The following is a 19,410-nucleotide window of genomic DNA, read 5'->3' as shown; positions in this document are numbered from 1 at the left end:
TTTGTCATTTTTTAGAATGATACTAGAATTCCCAAATTAAAAGTTCGTTGAATCGGGTAACCAAGACCGTTACCAGCCATTTCAGGATCCCACAAATCGAAATCACTAATTGTCAACAAGTTAACACCACTTAAATACCAGCGCACGTTAGACAATCCAATTTTTTCGACTGTTTCAGGTGAAAGTGAGTATCCAAATTCAACTGTTTTCAATCTCAAAAAGGCTCCATTTCGCATAAACCAAGTACTCACTGCATTATTATTGCTATTTACAGTATTGGATAATCGAGGCCATATAGCCGTTAAATCTCTATTGGACTCTGACCAGTAGCTATCTGCATAGACTTGAAGGAGTGCATTATTCGATAATGTTGAAGCCCCATCGGTATCGATAAATGGCGCTGTATTATAACTATCTATCCAAAATGATTCTCGAGCCAAACCTTGGAAAAAGAAGGATAAATCAAAGTTTTTATAACCCGTAGACAATCCAAATCCGTACACAATCTCTGGAGTAGTGGGATGTCCAATAGGTACTTGGTCCAATTCATTGATTACCCCATCGTCATTAATGTCTCTATATTTAATATCACCAGCCATAACTTCACCCGATTGAAAAGGTGAGTTTTCAACCTCCAATTCATCTACAAATAACCGCTCTGCTACATATCCCCATCGTTGTCCCAATGAGTGACCAATTCTCGATTTCCAAGGCGCGTCCAAATAATTGGGTTCTTCAAACACTTTGAATTCACTAGTTGCATAGGTTAAATTAAATCGACCTACGTACCAAAATCCAGAATTGTAATTCTTTTGTATATCAACGGACACATCCAATCCTTGTCCTGTCGCTTCTCCCACATTGGCTCTAGGAGTTGACTGTAGACCCAATGTAGTTGGAATAAATGCTCTACTCATCAAAATATTGGTTCGATGTTCTGAGAATAGATCTACATTTACATCGATCATATTGAATAGATTCATTTCTATCCCGATATTGGTTTTTTCTGCTGTCTCCCAAGTTATTGCAGGGTTTTCGTATCTATCGATGGTTACCCCATTTTTGGTATATTGAAAATCAGAACCAAAAGTATAGCCCTTATTAGAATCACCAATATTCACTTGTGACAAATGGAAGAATCGATCATCTGGCCCTCCAATGGCATCATTTCCTACCAAACCGTGAGTGGCTTTCAAACGCAAGATCGGCATCACTTCTTTCATCCTCGGTCCCCAAAATGCCTCCTTAGAAACAGACCAACCTAAACCAACCGATGGGAAGAAACCAAATCTATTTTCCTTCGAAAATCTTTCAGACCCATTGTAACCAAAGTTAGCTTCAAGAAAGTAACGACCTTTTAGACCATAGGTAGCTCTACCCGACAATCCCATATTTCGATATGCCAACGATTTTTGAAGGGAACCTGCATTACCTTCGAGTTCATTCCTCAAATAGAATACCAACATACCTCCAAACTCATGGTTATCACCTATGGTTTTGTCATAGTTGATGGCTGTCTCTGTATAAGTACTGCTGGTTACATCCTTTCTTCCCTCAGAATAACTTAAATGCTCTTGTCCCCCCTCCGGATTCAAGCCATATAAAGAATATGTATCGGCTCTCTTATCATAAGCTGCAATATTATAATAAAAAGGTTGATAAAATCGATTGACATCAAAATAGGAATATCGAGTCGTACTAAACAACCCTCTAACTCGCAAACCTTTGGCAATAAAATCCAAATCTTGTTTCAATTCGAATTGTGCCAACATCAACGATTTAGTATAATCCTTATACCCTCGCATCATATCTGCATATGGGTTTAGATAATTACCTGTCTCATAATTTCCAAACAGAATGTGTTGTTTAAACGCATTCTCTTCATCTTTGGGATAGTAAGGTGCAAACAATACTGGATTGGTTCTCATCACTTTTTGATACAAGGCTTCTCCACCATCAATAGGTCCTTTATAATCATCGAATGTACCATGTAATCGGACAACCACTTCGGTGCTTTTCGTCACATTAATGTTAACATTCGATCGCAATAAATATTTCTTTAAATTAATGTTGCTATTAAAGTTATTTTCTTCCGGCACCTTCAGCAGACCATTATCTTGGTTATACGTACCTGCGATATAATAACGGGCAACTTTACCCCCTCCACTCACATTGAAATTGAGACGATTATTCGTAGTCATATCTTTAAACATCAGATTTTGCCAGTCGGTAGCTGGGTATACTAAGTTATTGGCACCTGCTTGAGTTTTATCGATTTTTTCTCTACTATAATTCAATACCCCCAAGGGATCACGAGTTAGTATAGATTCGTTGTGGAGATTCATATAAGTAATTGGATCTGCCAATTCTATTTTTTGAGTGGGAGAAGATATCGATTGTTCAAATCGTACGGAAACTCTTGCTTTTCCTTCAACCCCTTCCTTGGTGGTAATCAAAATAACCCCATTGGCACCACGCGCTCCATACAATGCAGCCGCCGAAGCATCTTTCATAATGGTAAAACTAGCGATATCATCAGGTTGTAAACGAGACAAATCAGATGAACTTATTTCCAATCCATCCAACAATATCAATGGACTAGCAGTATAACCAAAACTCGTCACCCCTCTAATAAAGAACTCTGCATTGTCTTGACCAGGCTCTCCAGTCCGCTGATAAGCAATCAATCCCGCCATTCTACCCGCTAGTGCCGTGGTCAAGTTACTCGATGGAACCTTTAAGTCTTTGGGATTAATTGAACTCACTGATGCTATGACACTTTCTTTCTTTTGCGTACCAAAGGCTACGACCGTCAATCCCTCCAATTCTGAAGCTTTTTCCGTCAATACCACATCAATGACAGGTTTGCCTTCGACCGGAATCTCTTGCTCCTGCATACCAATGTAGGTAAATAATAAAATATCAGATTTCTTTACTTTGATTTCATACAGACCTTCAAAGTCCGTAGTTACCCCTCTGGTATCCCCTACTATGGTTATATTTACTCCTGGCAGCGTCTCTCCATCAACGTCAGTTACCACCCCTTTCACCATATAAGGAAGGGTATCCAAACTGACAACCGAATGGTTTTTGATATAACTGCTAGTATTTCCATACGAATGTCCATAAACAGTCATTGTAATCATTACAAACAGTACTCCTATTGAAAACCGAATGGAGAACATACTAATTTTCATACTTATTCTTTTAATTAATCTATTAATTATTGCAAATCGAATCATAACCACTCAACCATTATATCTATATAGGAAATTGAATTCGGTGGAGTCATTTTGAAAATATCATACCATCAAAAATACCTACCCCAAAAGGCACATCTGTAAATTTAATGTTACAGAGCCTACAAACATCGTCCAGAAATATTGTATTTGTTGGTCAAATATACAAATACTTTTGATTTATAAAAATAATAATAAATTTTTATTTTTATGTACATTTGCAAGACAACTGCAAAGAGGGTTTTTACGGCATTCCCCCCTAATGATAAATGGCAATACATAAGGTTCATAAATTTTTGTTCTTGCCTAATTTTTGATCAATCAAAATTTTTTATCTAAGTATACCTATCTTTGTAGTTATTAAGGTTATATAATTGATTATGAATAGCAAACAAAGTCTTACTCCACTAGATAATATCTCGATGACAGATCGAGTGGAAAACAATCTTCGCGCCTATTTTTTAGAAAATGCTTTTAAACCCGGTGACTCCTTACCTGGAGAAATTGAAATCGCAGAAAAACTAAATGTAAGCCGAAATGTAGTCCGCGAGGCCTTGAGTAGACTGCGCATGCTCGGCATAATAGAATCTAGGACCAGAAGAGGAATGATTATGGCTCGCCCCGATATTCTCGGAGGCCTCGAAAGAGTATTAAATCCCTTTATTTTGGGCAATGACACCCTCAACGATGTATTTGAGATGCGATTGATCTTGGAAATGGGTATGGCAGAATTTCTATTTTCTAGAAAGACCGATAAAGACATCGAAGAATTGGAGGCCATTGTAAAAAAACAATCGAGCATCCCTGAGCCTACCATAGAGGAGGAAATTGAATTTCACACCAAACTCTATGATATGACGGGCAATGAAACTTTTACCCGTTTTCAAATTCTTTTATTACCGGTATTCAATCATGTTTTTAATATTTATAAAAAAGAAAATAAACTACCTTCAGCTCCTGACCACATACACCATGATGGTATCGTAAAAGCTTTGAAATCGGGAACCGTAGAAGACTTCCGACTCGCTATGAAAAAACACTTAGCGCCGTATTTTCAAATGACTGAACAAAATTCAAATTAAATCATCCTTATAATTAGTAAAATCATAGGCAACGGTTGTATTTCGATTTATTTAGCTGCTACTTATACACTTCGATCTTATAATTTTTAAATACCATATAGGTCGTCAATTTACACCTTTAAAGGATCGCAAAATTATGGATCATAGGGAGCAGAAAACTGCTGCTACTATTTCAATATTTTACATACTTCTACCCTCTACAACCACTTCTATATCATTTATGTATTGATGATAGAAACCAGACTCTAAGCAGGCTTATAAAAAACAATTACCTACTTATTTTAAAGCAGGTAATTGCTTGCATAATTATTTTCCTTGGATCAAAGCGTATTCTATTCCTTTAACGGCTGTTAATCCTTGCATCCTTCCGATACAAGTATAACCAGGATTAATACCTTCCTTCCCAAGATCGTCTAATATCGCATGACCGTGATCAGGTCGAATAGGTAATGCAACCGGAGAATCGGCAAACTCTTTAATAATAGAATACAAATTCACATCGCCTTCCAAATGGCTAGTCTCATAGAAAACTCCTTTATCCAATACTTTTACACTTCGCAAATGTAAATAGTGAATTCGATCCTTCCATTCTTTTACTATGTCGGTCAATTTGTTGTCCGGCTGAGCCCCCAAGGCTCCAGTACAAAAACATAGGCCGTTGTTTTTTGACTTCACTCTATTCATCAACCATTGAATATCCTCACTTGTACTCGTGATTCTCGGAATACCAAATAAGTTGTAAGGGGGATCATCTGGATGTATGGCTAATTGTATGCCACATTCTTCAACCACAGGTAAAATACTCTCTATAAAATAAGCCCAATTGGATCGCAAAGTCTCCTGATCCATATCGTCGTACTTGGCCAAGTTTATTTTAAGGTCTTCTATTGTATCTCCCAATCCTGCATAACTAAAACTTCGCAATACCGCTTGGGTTAAGCTTTCGAGCTCTTGCTCCAACAATTTCTTAAACAATTCCTCGGCCTTAATGATTATTTCTTCTGGATAACTTACATTCTTCCTTTCCAATACAAATAAATCAAATGCCACTATGTACAAATGATCATAATGCGTTGAAAGACTTCCATCTTCTAATGTGTAGTACCAATCTGTTCGCATCCAATCAAATAAAGGCATAAAATTGTAGGCAATTACTTTAACTCCAGCTTCACTTAAATTTCTCAACGACAGTTTATATTTCTCAATATATTGATCTCGAGTAGATGCCCCTAACTTTATATCTTCATGAACAGGTAGACTCTCTGCAACCGTCCAATCTAAACCTACGCTATTAATTTGAGCTTTTCGCTCACTAATCTTTTCCTCCGTCCACACCTCTCCTATTGCAATGTTCTCTAATGTGGTAACCACGCCTTCTGCACCACTCTGAACTAAATTTATTAGGCTTACTTGATCACTGGGCCCATGCCATTTCATGGTGTGTTTAAAAATATATTTTCTCTTCGCCATATTCTGTGAATGTTTAAGTCAATAAATATTAAATTTCTTCAAAAAGTAAATCAATTTTCAATTCAAAGGTTATTGAGACTTTCTTGAATTCTAATACCTTTATTTTATTACATATAATCCAATTTCCTGCTCCAAAAAATTTAACATTTTCTGCTACAGTGTAAATAATAGAAAATATTTACCCTCATAGTCAAGAAAAATAATTCATCTCTTTTAAGTTTAATACCAAAATGTACAGAAAAATTTAAATCCTTTGAACACTATACATTTTCAACAAAGTCTAAAGACAGAAATTAATCAAACCCTTTGATTTTATATATTGAATCACACATGAACAATAATTGCATCATTCAACTAACAAAAGAAATCACATATATTCATCGACTATGAAATTTTAAATTCATAGTCCTAGATTAGATAACATCAATTCATATTATAGTCCATAAAATACATCAATGCAAATCACTAACCTATATAATACCTACTAATTCCAAATGGGTTAATAAAATTCTTTAATCATCAATATTGATTTGTAGTACAAAATTACAATTAATCTTGAATTATTATTACGAATAATACTTTTACTTTTACCTATACTTAATATTCATCTTTTAAGAAAACTAAACACCTACTTCTAATACATACGTTAAGTAGTCAAGTATGAAATTGATCAACTATATTTTGAGCTTTTTTTAGTTATAAATATTATTGATTCATACTATATCTATCTTTGTAGTAATTTTGAATATATAATCGATTATGAATAGCAAACAAAGTCTTACACCACTGGATAATATCTCGTTGACAGATCGAGTAGAAAACAATCTTCGCGCCTATTTTTTAGAAAATGCTTTTAAACCCGGCGATTCCTTACCCGGAGAAAATGAAATCGCAGAAAAACTAAATGTCAGCCGAAATGTAGTCCGCGAGGCTTTGAGTAGACTTCGTATGCTCGGCATAATAGAATCTAGGACGAGAAGAGGAATGATTATGGCTCGCCCCGACATCCTCGGTGGTCTCGAAAGAGTATTAAATCCCTTTATTTTGGGAAAGGACACCCTTAAAGATATCTTTGAAATGAGACTTATATTAGAAATAGGCATGGCTGAATTTCTATTTTTGAGAAAGACCGATAAAGACATCGAAGAATTGGAAGTCATTATAAAAAATCAATCGAGTATACATGAACCTACCATCGAGGAAGAAATTGAATTTCACACCAAACTCTATGACATGACGGGGAATGAAACTTTTACCCGTTTTCAAGTTTTACTTATACCATTATTTAATCACGTATTCAGTTTATATAAAAAAAACAATAAGGTACATCAATCTAACCACATATATCACAAAGATTTAGTGAATATATTGAAATCTGGCACGGTTGAAGATTTTCGTTTAGCCATGAAAAAACACCTGGCACCATATTTTAAAATAACAGATTAATAAAGGATTAGAATAATTTATTCTGCCTATGTATCTGACAAAGTAAATCCTGGTAAAAACTTAATAACTCCCCCTTCCAAAGCAGATTCATGAGCCAATAATCCCACACAAGTAATATTGGCTGAAGCAACGGCATTGGGATAACCTGGCCCCAAACCCTGTAATGCTTTTACAAATTCATGAACTAAATGAGGATGAGATCCTCCATGCCCTCCCCCTTGAACAAAGGACAAATGTTGATGGTCATCGTCATCGTACACTCCAGCTCTAGTATATTTTTGTATTTCACTAGGCAAATAATGGGCAAAATCAGGACAAACTACCTCTTCTGGGATTTCTGGTTCTGGTCGCTTCGCCGTGTGCAATACCAAAGGATTGTGTTCTATCAATGGCCATTCCACAGATCGCTTATCTCCGTACACCTCAAAACTCTCCCGATACTGTCGAGCAACATCGAACAACGACCGGTAAATATGAGCAGATAAATCACTGTCCTTAAATTTGATATGAGTGGTTTCTACTGCAAAGGGCGATTGGTAATGGTGATGAAGTTCTTCTCTTATTGTTCCCGAACCAAAACAAGATACATACTCCGCCTGATGTTGACCTAAACCCAAAACTGGCCCCACACAATGTGTCGCATAATACATCGGCGGCAATCCAGGCCAATAATTAGGCCATCCATCCATATCCTGCTGATGACTGGCTTTAAGAAACTGTAGTTTACCCAATTTACCACTCTCATACTCTTGCTTCATATAGAGAAATTCCCTGGCATATACCACGGTCTCCATCATCATATAGGTCAGTCCAGTTTCGGCTACCAAATGGACAATTTCTTCACATTCAGCTATGGTGGTAGCCATAGGCACAGTGCAAGCTACATGTTTCCCCGCCCTCAGAGCTTGTATACTTTGCTGACCGTGATTGGGAATCGGAGTATTAATGTGTACCGCATCCACTTGAGGATCGGCCAACAACTCTTCGTAAGAAGTATAGCGTTGCTCAATATTGTATCGATCCCCTATTTCATTAAGAGTGGATGGCGTTCGTTGGCAAATGGCATATAAGTGTACACCAGGATAATCCTGATAAATAGGTATAAATTCAGCACCAAATCCCAATCCCACAATAGCTATATTTAATTTCTTTTGACTCATTTTTCTTAATTTAAGTATGTAGTAATTGTTTTAAAAATGATATTCCCAGACGGGCAAATTCATCTTGACTGGAAGCAAACGTACGCCATATACAGACTGCCCCAGCCAATTCCTTGACCTCTGGGGTAAAGCTCTCAATCGATACAACATCATCATATTGAATAACCTGCAATCCTTTTTTAATCTCATCCCAAGGACTTAGACCAGTTCCCGGCACCCCCCGATGACTATCTGACACCTGAAAATGAAGTAAATCATCTCCGACCTTCTTTAATGCTAGCCCTATATCATTCTCCTCCAAATTCATATGAAAAGAATCCAACATCACTTTAGCACTAGTGTGACCTATATCGTGAATCAAACGCATTACATCGTCTGCCGTATTGACCATATCGGATTCAAAGCGATTCAATGGCTCAATTGCCAAAGAAAGATTTCTTGGCCCGGCCACCTCACACACTTTTTGTAAATTTTCAACAGCCAGCTTCCAATCTTCTTTCCGCTGTTCTGGCGTCAACATCCTCACCTTGCCTACAGCAGAATACATTGGACCTGCCAAAAATCCACAATCCCACATTTCGCATAGATCAAAACAAGCTAAAATATAGTCCATACAATTTTGATGGACGGCCACATCTTCATGAGTAAAATCTCTTTCAGGCCCAAAAGCCCCACAAACTACAGCAGTAAGACCGCAATCTTCAAGTGCCTTGCTGACCTCCTGTCCATCTATTAACTCGGGATATTCCACTGGAATCTCTACCGAATCATAGCCCATAGCCTTAATTTTGGGAAATAGTTTTATGGTATCTGTATTAAAGGGTGAAGTCCATATCCATGTACTAATCCCCAATTTGACATTTTGCCCTTTCATCTTATTCTTTAATTTTCCTTTTTACCTATTGTTTAACCACCTTCATGATTCCATTCATAATCTGCCAATGACCAGGGAAAGTACAAATAAAAGGATAAAACCCTTCTTCCGCTGGTGCCGTAAATTCCAAAACCACTTGATCTTCAGGGTTCACGAGGGCAGTAGCATGCAATATCGAGGGCAGATCGGGCACGTAATTTCGCTCGGCCGCATCGGTATCCATAGCCATTTTATCGGCAGCTCTGCCTATTTCTTCCAAGCTACCAGGACGACCAATGACAAGATTGTGTTGCATAAAATCTCTATTTTCAAATTCTATGCGAACACTTTGCCCCGCCTTTACCACAAATTCTTTTTTGTCGTATTTCATTTCATTCTGAATAACACCCAATTGAATCACGAGTTGATTTGAAGATGTAGTAGTCTCCTGACTATTTAAATTCACATATTCTTCCCGCCATTGGTTTTGCATAAATCCTTCCAACCAAGACAATTCATCTGTATTTATAGTCGGTGGAATATATTGACCATATTCATCGATATAACTTTTTATAAATCCTCGACTGTGTTTGGCAGCAGCAATGTACAAGGCCTGCGACAACCAATAATCTTCCGTAATGTTGCCCTCCACAGTCAATGCATATAGCCCCATACCTACATCTTGATTTTCACTACAAATAGATAATGCCAAAAGAGCCGACAACAAAACATTGGAATCGGCTTCCTCCCATATTCTCTCCTTCATAAGGATAGCCTGTCCCTCTACGGTAGCAGATAGAATATCGATAACGGCCTTCCGAATCGCCGAAGATGAATGTTGTAACAAAGAATGAATTTTCTCTAAATTTTCCAATGATATTCCATCAAATGCAATCAGTCCATCCAATGCCCATAAACTGTGTAATAGTTGGAAATGGTTAATCGATACATTCTCTAGTCCGCTGTGAACGATGTCAAATAAAAGAGGTTTAAAATCCATATTTTGACTTTCTACAATAATGCGTTGAGCCGTTTTACGCCAGAACATATTGTCGTGCCCTAAGGCATCGACCAAAAATTCCTCATTGGCCTTATCTAAGCTGTATTTTTGACCATTCTCTCCCTTTTTTTGAACCAATCGCCATATCCTACCATGACTTTTGTCTCTCAACGGCTGTATGTAGGCATTTCCTTCACCATTCTCTGCCTGAAATCCACCCCTTTCAGGAGAAGGTGTTGGATTGTGTTGAATAATAAAATTATACCAATCCGCTATCCAAACATTTCCATCTGGCCCAACTTTGGCTTCGACAGGTGAAAACCACTCGTCCGTACTAGCCAATAAATTCCAGCCATCCACTTCCTTAAAGCCTCCTCCATCTGGTTTTATTTTCGCGATGTGAACCAAATTACCAGTGGGTTCACAAACCAAAGCCATTCTATCCCAATATTCTTCGGGATAGGTTCGAGCGTTGTAAAATGAATGTCCAGCTGCCGCAGTAAATCCTCCAAATACATCTACCTGTCTCACTTTATTGGTCACACTATGCATGGCATAATGACCATCAATTTTTTTACTACCCTGGATTGGCAATTCTGGACTATTGTTATAGTATTTATTGGGGATGCCCATATATACACTATGGTTGTTGTTTGCCGTGGAAGCAAAAACTTCATTATTCTCAGTAAAACCCAGCCCCCAAGTATTGTTGCTAGTAGATGTCACATATTCAAAACTAGATAGATCCGTCGGGAAACGATACAATCCCTGTCGAAACTTCATCGAATCACCAGCAATCACCCCATCAAAACCAGAATATCCCACCGTCCCCCAAATCTGATTATCCAATCCATAGGTTAAGTTGGATGGTCCTGCATGGGTATCGAATGTACCCCAGCCACTGAAAAGCACTTGTCGAATATCAGCTATGTCATCGCCATCGGTATCTTTTAAAAATAAAAAGTCTGGTGCTTGAGCGACTATGATCCCTCCATTGGCAAATACCAAGCTAGTTGGAATATTTAAGCCCTCAGCAAACACAGTAAACTTATCGGCTCGTCCATCGCCATCGGTATCTTCACATATTTTTATACGATCATCACCTTGCCCTTTATCATTGCGAACCGTATTGGGATAATCGACAGTTTCTATTACCCATAATCTCCCTTTTTCATCCCAATCCATGGTTATGGGATTTATAATATCGGGTTCTGAAACAAACAATTGCAATTCAAAGCCTGGAGGAACTTGAGTCAATCTTTTTGACTCGTCAGGAGATAGGGGTTCTTGAAACAAGGGAGGGGGTTGCCGCTTTTCATAGTTGGGAATTCCTGACACTTCCCTGTATTGCAGTTCTGGCATATCGGCCATAAAAGCTTCATACAATTCCTTGACCTCTGGTGATACTGCCCACAGAATTCCGGATTTTATTAAATTTTGAAATTCCGGATGGCTCCATGTTTTTTCGTTGTGACCATATGCCGTATAAAACACCTTACCCTGACCGTATTCTTTGACCCAAGTCCACGGCTCGCGATAATGGCCTTCTACCCGCTCCATGAGAACGGTAATATCATCGGCCAGCTTTTGATGAACATAAGTCTCATCCCAAGATGCAAAGGACTTAACACCATTCATGGCGGGATGATTGGGCAGTACAATTTCTGCAGCCACTACTCCGGTATCGTGTCTTTCGAATTGTCCTCCGACCATATTGATATACTCATGGGAAGTATTAAAGCAAAAACTAGCACAGTGAATAGGTATAAATCCATGGCCAGATTGCACATATTCTGATAATGCTGCCACTTGTTCGGTATTATCAGTTTCGTGATTGGCATATATAATTAAAGCATCGTAACGGTTTAAATTATCAATATTCAAGTCCCTCCGATCTGTCGTATAACTTACATTTATGCCCTCTTTAGATAAAGCTTGAGCCAACATAGGCGCATATTCATTAGAATTGTGATGAGGGGATTCATGTCCCAGAAATAGAACTTCAATTCGACGTGGCCCTTCCTCTACTGACTCTTGACGACTAACGCAACCGACAATACAAAAAATAGACATCAAGAAAACAACCTTTATATATTGACTTACTGCCATATTATTTATTTTAATTACATCAAATATCGACTATATAAAACAATACCCAACCCTATATAATAACCATACCTACCTATATTATATCCATAAAACAAATTTTACTACATTTATTGGACAATAAAAGATTACCATGAAGACGATTGTCGAAAAATCACCCATCCCTCAATCTAGAACTTTTGTGAGCAATCGGTTAATAGCGAGTTTTTTTGACCCCAACTGGCACTTTCACCGAGAATACCAGCTATTTATTGTTCTCAAGGGTTCGGGAACGAGATTTATAGGCGACCATGTAGATTCTTTTTTCCCTGGGGACTTGGTCTTTACAGGCCCCAATCTACCTCATCTTTGGCGGAGCGATCCCGAATATTTTGAAGAAAAAAACCCTGACAATACCGATGGCATTGTCGTATATTTTAATCGCGAAATTCTGGGAGATTATCTACTTCAGAAAACTGAATTGTATAGTATTAAACAGCTATTGACCCTATCCCATAGAGGCCTTCATTTTCCAAAGAAAATATCCCAACAAGTCTTAAGAAAAATGATTCAACTCAGTCAGTCTCCCAATTTTAACGGATATCTAATATTACTCGACATTTTAAATGAATTAAGCAAAACCAAGGACTATACATTGCTCTCTAGTCCACATTACACCAATAATTTGCGATTGGAAGACACCGATCGCATGAACAAGGTACAAGCCTTTGTATTTAAAAATTTTAGAAGTCAAATAAGTCTTGAAGCAGTAGCTCAAATAGCCAATATGACACCGACTTCTTTTAGCCGATATTTCACAAAACACGCCAACAAAACCTTTTCCAATTTTCTTCTCGAAATTCGCATTGGTTACGCTAGAAAACTATTAATAGAAACCGACCAAAATGTCAACCAAATAGCCTATCTATCTGGTTTTCAAACACTATCCAATTTCAATTATCAGTTTAAAAAATTGACAAATATGAGTCCCTCTTGTTTTCGAGAAACTTTTCACAGTTTTGGAGGTCTAGGATAAAGAGCATCAAAAAAGTAACTAATACGAATTACATTTATAATTAACGGTAATCTTTCGATTTATTAGAAGTTTTACTTCGTTTAAAATACTCGCCGTAGCTACTGCTATGCCTGTGTTTTTAGCCTCGTCAAACTTCAAATACTCTCGAAATCTTTTCCGTCATTATAAAATGTAATTCGTATAATACGAAACTACCTAAAAATATAAGAATCATCCCATTTCTTTATCGATCAAAAACCACCATTCGATTCGTTATAGCAACATTGTCTGTCGACAATTGATACATCATCATTCCCGATTGATTCAATAAACTTGCATCAAGATTGACCTCGTGATATCCAGCTTTGTAAGGTTGTTGTTGTGACCATAGTAGTCGACCGGTTATATCAAAAACTCGGAGACAAGTTGGTGAATCATATGGCAAATAAAATCCAATCACCGTATAATGATGAAAGGGATTGGGTCGGTTCTGATACAGAACCATAGGATTGGAATCAATACGATTCATTTGCCAATCGATTGAATTTACTTCTAGATCAGCAGAATAAGCTTCTCCAAATAAATGATCTTGACTCAATACCAAACCCTCACCTAAGGTCACCTCCTCCTGGGCTTCAATAGTGATGAAAAATAAGGCCTCATCTTTAGCAATGTCCTTACCTTCAGCCTCACTCCATGAGATATTAACCACATCTGAACCTATCATTAGATAATTTTCCTCCGTCATATGAAGTACTCCTGATTCAATAGTTTTTATTTTTACTGCTCCGTCTGGCGATTCTAATGAAAATTGAAAACCGGTAATATTAGAAAAATTTTGACATCGTACTCCCACAGTATACAATTCTCCTGCTTGCAATTTTCGATCATCTAGCCTTAGTTCCAGACTATGTCGGTATTTACTTCTAGAAGGATTATTGCTGTGGTTAACATCTCCAATCTTTACACCAATAAAATCTATTTTTTCTTCTTTGGATGCTACATGATACAGCATGGATTCTCTCATGGTATTATCATTGACGAAAAACCGCCAACTGCTGTTGTTGGCAAATCGCCCAAATGGATTCAAAACCATTCGACGCGTAGCCAAAACATCTAAACCTGTAATAGACCCATCATTATCAACATCAGCTGCAATCTTTTCATATCTAGAATTAAATTCCAATTTCCCCAATAAATACCGCTGAATGGTAATTACATCGATGGTAGTTATTCCATTTCCATGGTTAATATTTTTACTCGGCACAAGGGTTACGGCTTGAGAATCAGGGGCAAAAAATGAATAGTATCCTTGATCATCAGTACTGGTTTCCATGGTTATTCCTTTAGAAGTACTGGCTTCCACTTTTACATCGGCAATACTTTTCCCTTTTTCAGTAATTATATTGCCAAAAATCAAATTTTCTATGGTCGGCAAAGTAGAGCATTCTTCACCTATCCTAAAAACAATTTCTTGATCAAAGCCAATCTCTTCTTTACTACACCAATCCTTTAATATCCACTTCCTATACAAATTATAATTGTCTGTATTTTCTATTTTTTCGATGGTCTCATCCATAACCCCTAATGCAATCGAAGTACAAATTTTGTTTTCAAAACTAGGTAGTAAAGAGGGGCTACCTGTGATTTGAATAGACAATTCCTTGGCAGCTGTTTCTAAGGACGACACGCAGAAGGGATTCAAACTATCATTAATTAAATTCGGAATATAAAACATTTCTGAAGATATAGGACATTGCTCAATGATATGAATCACCTGTGTGAACTCTAACGCTGGCTGCTGTACATCACAATAAGAATTCAAAGTAAAATTCCTAACAATTTCCCCCATTCCACAATCATCAATATTTATCTCAAGATTTTGATCCAAACGAAAAGCTAAGCAACAATTATTGATCACTCCATCTTCTACAGTCAATACCTTATCCTCCCAATCCAGTTGTCCATTGACTACATTAGAACAATTCACATCAATCGGATGATGCTGTAAATATCCAGAAACAGTATTTTTATCAATCCACTCCGCGACCGTATCGACATAAATAAGGCGATAGCTTCCAAAAACTTCATCGATTTGTTCAAATATTTTTAAACTATCCATTGAGGAACCTGCTTCGCCATATTGAGCGGCCGCGGTAAATAAGTTTTTGTAATTTTCATTAAAACTAGCGCATGAAAGCTCTACACTCGGCAATTCACGAACGACTTCAGGAGTAATTAACGATGTTACGCTAATATTTTCCCAATCTTTTGACCAATTTCCACTCCCATCGCTGGCCAATAATTCTATGGTTATATTTTCACATACATCATCACAGGTAAATGGTATAGCAGTACTCCATCCTCCTCCTATAGTTCGAATTTCTTTACCATAGCCTGGATGTCCCATTAGCGCATCGATAAATGTTTCATATCTATTTAATATATCAAATCTATTATGAGATAAAAACAAGGATGGATTTTCCATCAATATTTGTTCTAAAATATGAAAAAGCCAACCGTGAAATACCTTGGTTGAAAATGAATCATTAGACGTCCAAAAACCAATTAAATCCAAGAAATATGGAGATGGAGCATTTTTTGATTTAAAGAATGAATTGATGGCTAATAAATTAAAATTATAATCTCCACATTGATTTTCTCCCTTTACGGCGCGATCAATGTCTCTAAATCCTAAGTGTTCTAAAATATTTTCAAATGTAAGGGTTACAGTATCGGCCAATACAAAATCAAACCTACTACTATCCACCCACCAATCCGACCTTCTCACCAACAAATTTTCCAATTGACAATTATCTCTGCTACCACCATCCAAAGAGTTTACAGATACCCAGGATTCAGGAAGATTGAGATCTATAGTCACCGAAGAATCAATTACTACCAAAGGAGGTATTACATCCTCAAATGTTAAATACTTACTCCATTCACTTGTATTTTGGCAACTATCTGTAGCCCTGTAAACTACTTCTAAAATTTGATCCACTGATTCTATAGTAATCTCTAGTGGACGACCAGTATGAATATATGTATAGATTTCATCATCTTTCACCTCGGTGAGAAAAATAGTTGTATCCAGAATAGTCGCTGTAACATTAGCTATACCAGAGCCCAAATCAGAAGCTTGGATGGAGGGTAGAAATAAGGCAGTTCCGCAACGATCCGTATCTGCGGCATATAAGCTAGCATTACATAATTCCCATTCTTTAGCACTTGGGTATTGTCTGCCTGATAAAACATGATGGCCGATATCAGAAGGATACTTACTGTACAGTAATTGTTCAAAACTACTTAAACTCTCATAAGTTGATTGATTAATAATCGAATTATTGCCGGATTTACTGAATATCCACTTCTCTTCATGATCCCATGGACCTGTAGTACAGATAGATTCACATTCTATTTCACTTACTCCATTATCCATGGGATACAAAAAATTAAAAGTAGGCCCTACAGTATCATTCAATATCCATTTTTTAGCCAAAGAATAAACTTGCTGAGCAGAATCTTGGTTGATTTCAGAAATCGGTTGAATAGTCAAATTACCCAATCTATATTGAGCAGTGTCAAACTCTCGCCACTGACATATTCGAAAGTTTCCGATAAGATCTCCCTTGGCCCAACAATCTTGATATATAGTTGTCAATACCTTGCGGAAAATAGGACAGGAATCCCTTTGATTAATGGTTTCCTGTGTTATAGTTATACCATTTAAATCATTAAGTAAAAATTGGTCTAAACAGATAGCAATACAAGTATTAGCTTCCAAATTTGTCAAATCAGGAAAAAACAATCTCACCTGACAGTCTAAAAAAGAATCATCAATTCCTTCTTGATATTTGACCAAATCACCACTTCCATACACCAAAGGCCACCCCCCGGAAAACCAAAAAGGATCAATGCCACTTTTAAACCATTGACGAGTTACCTTTTCAAACCTTCCATCAGCAGCTAACAATTCATCCCCTTCCTTTAAAAATAATATAGGCATATATTCACCCAAAGGGCCATCTACTAATAATTGAGATTTTATATCTTCAGGAAAAAAAGGAGAAACTTCTCTATGATAACTTCCATCCAATATATCTCTTATGGTGTATTCTCTAGCCGGATTACTTCCTTTTTTGATGATGATACAGTCGAGATATTGTTTGATTAATCTATTGTTCGCTGCGTTCTTATACGCTGTTTCAATAATACTGGGAGACAATTTATAATTCAATATATCATCATCGGTAATGGGAAAATCATCCCCTTTAACTCCCAAGATTTGTTTGTGGGCAAAATACCTCTTTAATGAAACATTCTGTTGACTTATAGTATCTATACCACTAGATACGGAATCTTTATATAGTCCGATAAAGTTCTGAGGACCGAACATAGGCCAGCGCAAAACCACTATTGTATCGAGTAAGGTTGTAGACAGACCGCTATTGTTAAATACCTCCCATCTTCTATAAATAACCTCAGCTGTATCAGTATTGTCATCACAGGGTCGCCCTACAGTCCAATCGGGATGAGATTCTAAACCGTAATACCCCAATCCCCCACCGGGATTACATGGCACAGATACCGTCGGTCTATGGGAATCCGGACTAGGTACTAGACCTACGTATGTAGTAAGCTTCCTTCTAGAAACCTGATAAGTAGGAATGTTTGGAAAGGCGGCATTATTGTGGAATGCCGAATGAAGTGATACTTTGGGAAAGGTTGTAAAATTTAAATTACTTACACAGCCTGGTATACCATTGTCGATTTCAACAGTAAGACTTTGGCCTACGTATGAACATAATGATATATTATTTAAAATAGAATCTTTGCCAGTAATATGGTCTCTTTCCCAGATCACACTACCCCATTTATTCTTGACTTTTACATTATGGTGATTAGCACAATCACTGGCGTTAGGGGAAATATCTCGAACAGTTAGTTTTATTTTATTATTTGAATCCAATATAGGATATATATCCAGATCACAATTTAATGGATAAGCTTTCTCATCACAATCAATACTGTCACTAAGTATCCCATTTTGACTATGCTTTGGATCTAATTCATTTTTAAAAAATATAATGGGTGGGCCTCTATCTTTCAGTAAATTCACATAAGTAAAATTCGTAGTTATTGTGGAAGAATAACTACCATTCTGATTCATGTAACTATTTAAGCTATAGGATATAAGATTTGATCCATCGTATTCAAGAAAAATATTCTTAGATTTCGACTTTTTAGAATTATTGGAAAATAATCCCAAAATAGAATAGTGGCTTGATGTCAACCAAGGAAGATTTAAAAATTTCCTAGTAGCAAATTGGTGAGAATGAGCACTCATGGAAACCGAAGGCATATAAAGTGGAATCCCAGTTAAAGTATAATCTTCATTTACTATACTCCCCAAAGAAATATACGGCATAGGAATTTCCCGACTTAACAGAAAATTATTTGAAATAACAACTGTGTCTATACGATTTACCACGGACACAGATACAGGCACGTCAGAATAACTGTTAGGACTTGGTACAATTCCCAATACAGCAGAAAATCCCACTAGCGAAGCAGGAAGTAACTTATTTACTCCAGGTAGATTATTAAATAAACCATGGAGAAATTGGTTTTTCATGATATACTGTTCTTTTGGTCGCTCTTACCAAAGATAATATATTAATGTTAAGAAACAAATAAAATATCACACAATCAATTGTATATCAACATCATATATTAAGATTATTAAATATAATGACATTTAAAAGTAGTATAACCATAAAAAAAAAGATCCTCCCTAACAATAAGGGAGGATCCAGAGCAAATTATTTTAACCTAAATATGCTTACTCAATCACGATCATTTTCTTAGTCGCTGTATAAGTTTTTGTATCTAATTGATAGTACAATACTCCTGTTGCGTTAAGATCTGAACTGTTTAATTTTACTTCGTTGTAGCCTTTTCCGTATGCACCTTCTACTATTTTCAATACTTTTCCAGTTACATCGTATACGCTCAATGTCGCATCTGATGCCTCAGGCAAGTTGAATCCGATAGCTG

The 19,410-nt window shown here is 36.9% G+C and carries 10 protein-coding genes; 3 read left to right on the top strand and 7 right to left on the bottom strand.

Going from position 1 to position 19,410, the window contains the following annotated elements:
- Positions 1-11 precede the first annotated feature (11 nt).
- Positions 12-3,197, bottom strand: a complete 3,186-nt coding sequence (locus LVD51_RS08310; RefSeq protein WP_236970754.1) for a SusC/RagA family TonB-linked outer membrane protein — start codon at positions 3,195-3,197, stop codon at positions 12-14.
- A 422-nt stretch (positions 3,198-3,619) separates the two neighbouring features.
- Between LVD51_RS08310 and LVD51_RS08305 the strand changes: the two genes are divergently transcribed.
- On the top strand, positions 3,620-4,321 hold the full coding sequence (locus tag LVD51_RS08305) for a FadR/GntR family transcriptional regulator (RefSeq protein WP_236970753.1): 702 nt from the start codon (positions 3,620-3,622) through the stop codon (positions 4,319-4,321).
- 306 nt (positions 4,322-4,627) lie between these two features.
- Here LVD51_RS08305 and uxuA read toward each other — a convergent pair whose 3' ends face one another.
- Positions 4,628-5,791, bottom strand: coding sequence for a mannonate dehydratase (uxuA, locus tag LVD51_RS08300; protein ID WP_236970752.1), 1,164 nt, complete (start codon positions 5,789-5,791; stop codon positions 4,628-4,630).
- 759 nt (positions 5,792-6,550) lie between these two features.
- Here uxuA and LVD51_RS08295 point away from each other — a divergent pair.
- Positions 6,551-7,237, top strand: coding sequence for a FadR/GntR family transcriptional regulator (locus LVD51_RS08295; RefSeq protein WP_236970751.1), 687 nt, complete (start codon positions 6,551-6,553; stop codon positions 7,235-7,237).
- A gap of 26 nt (positions 7,238-7,263) precedes the next feature.
- On the opposite strand, the gene LVD51_RS08290 is transcribed toward LVD51_RS08295, so the two are convergent.
- From LVD51_RS08290 to LVD51_RS08280, 3 genes are read right to left on the bottom strand one after another with little or no spacing between them, the layout of a single operon-like run.
- Entirely contained in the window at positions 7,264-8,397 is a 1,134-nt protein-coding gene (locus LVD51_RS08290; protein ID WP_236970750.1) for a Gfo/Idh/MocA family protein, read from the bottom strand.
- 10 nt (positions 8,398-8,407) lie between these two features.
- The gene (locus LVD51_RS08285) at positions 8,408-9,271 is read right to left on the bottom strand and encodes a sugar phosphate isomerase/epimerase family protein (protein ID WP_236970749.1); all 864 of its coding nucleotides are present in this window, start codon (positions 9,269-9,271) and stop codon (positions 8,408-8,410) included.
- Positions 9,272-9,296: 25 nt separating this feature from the next.
- Positions 9,297-12,359, bottom strand: a complete 3,063-nt coding sequence (locus LVD51_RS08280; RefSeq protein WP_236970748.1) for a PVC-type heme-binding CxxCH protein — start codon at positions 12,357-12,359, stop codon at positions 9,297-9,299.
- Between the two features lie 130 nt (positions 12,360-12,489).
- Here LVD51_RS08280 and LVD51_RS08275 point away from each other — a divergent pair, with 130 nt between their 5' ends.
- Positions 12,490-13,371, top strand: a complete 882-nt coding sequence (locus LVD51_RS08275; protein WP_236970747.1) for an AraC family transcriptional regulator — start codon at positions 12,490-12,492, stop codon at positions 13,369-13,371.
- Between the two features lie 223 nt (positions 13,372-13,594).
- Here LVD51_RS08275 and LVD51_RS08270 read toward each other — a convergent pair whose 3' ends face one another.
- Both LVD51_RS08270 and LVD51_RS08265 read right to left on the bottom strand, forming a co-directional pair.
- The gene (locus LVD51_RS08270; RefSeq protein ID WP_236970746.1) at positions 13,595-18,988 is read right to left on the bottom strand and encodes a dockerin type I domain-containing protein; all 5,394 of its coding nucleotides are present in this window, start codon (positions 18,986-18,988) and stop codon (positions 13,595-13,597) included.
- 207 nt (positions 18,989-19,195) lie between these two features.
- The coding region (locus tag LVD51_RS08265; RefSeq protein ID WP_236970745.1) for a T9SS type A sorting domain-containing protein at positions 19,196-19,410 on the bottom strand (215 nt) is incomplete at its 5' end.

The organism is Membranihabitans marinus, assembly GCF_021729155.1.
Lineage (GTDB): Bacteria > Bacteroidota > Bacteroidia > Chitinophagales > Saprospiraceae > Membranihabitans > Membranihabitans marinus.
This window is presented reverse-complemented; position numbering and strand designations above follow the sequence as displayed.

Coding starts and splice junctions, on each gene's coding strand:
- LVD51_RS08310 (WP_236970754.1), bottom strand. CDS start 3,197: ATGAAAATTAGTATGTTCTCCATTCGGTTTTCAATAGGAGTACTGTTT.
- LVD51_RS08285 (WP_236970749.1), bottom strand. CDS start 9,271: ATGAAAGGGCAAAATGTCAAATTGGGGATTAGTACATGGATATGGACT.
- LVD51_RS08290 (WP_236970750.1), bottom strand. CDS start 8,397: ATGAGTCAAAAGAAATTAAATATAGCTATTGTGGGATTGGGATTTGGT.
- uxuA (WP_236970752.1), bottom strand. CDS start 5,791: ATGGCGAAGAGAAAATATATTTTTAAACACACCATGAAATGGCATGGG.
- LVD51_RS08270 (WP_236970746.1), bottom strand. CDS start 18,988: ATGAAAAACCAATTTCTCCATGGTTTATTTAATAATCTACCTGGAGTA.
- LVD51_RS08305 (WP_236970753.1), top strand. CDS start 3,620: ATGAATAGCAAACAAAGTCTTACTCCACTAGATAATATCTCGATGACA.
- LVD51_RS08280 (WP_236970748.1), bottom strand. CDS start 12,359: ATGGCAGTAAGTCAATATATAAAGGTTGTTTTCTTGATGTCTATTTTT.
- LVD51_RS08295 (WP_236970751.1), top strand. CDS start 6,551: ATGAATAGCAAACAAAGTCTTACACCACTGGATAATATCTCGTTGACA.
- LVD51_RS08275 (WP_236970747.1), top strand. CDS start 12,490: ATGAAGACGATTGTCGAAAAATCACCCATCCCTCAATCTAGAACTTTT.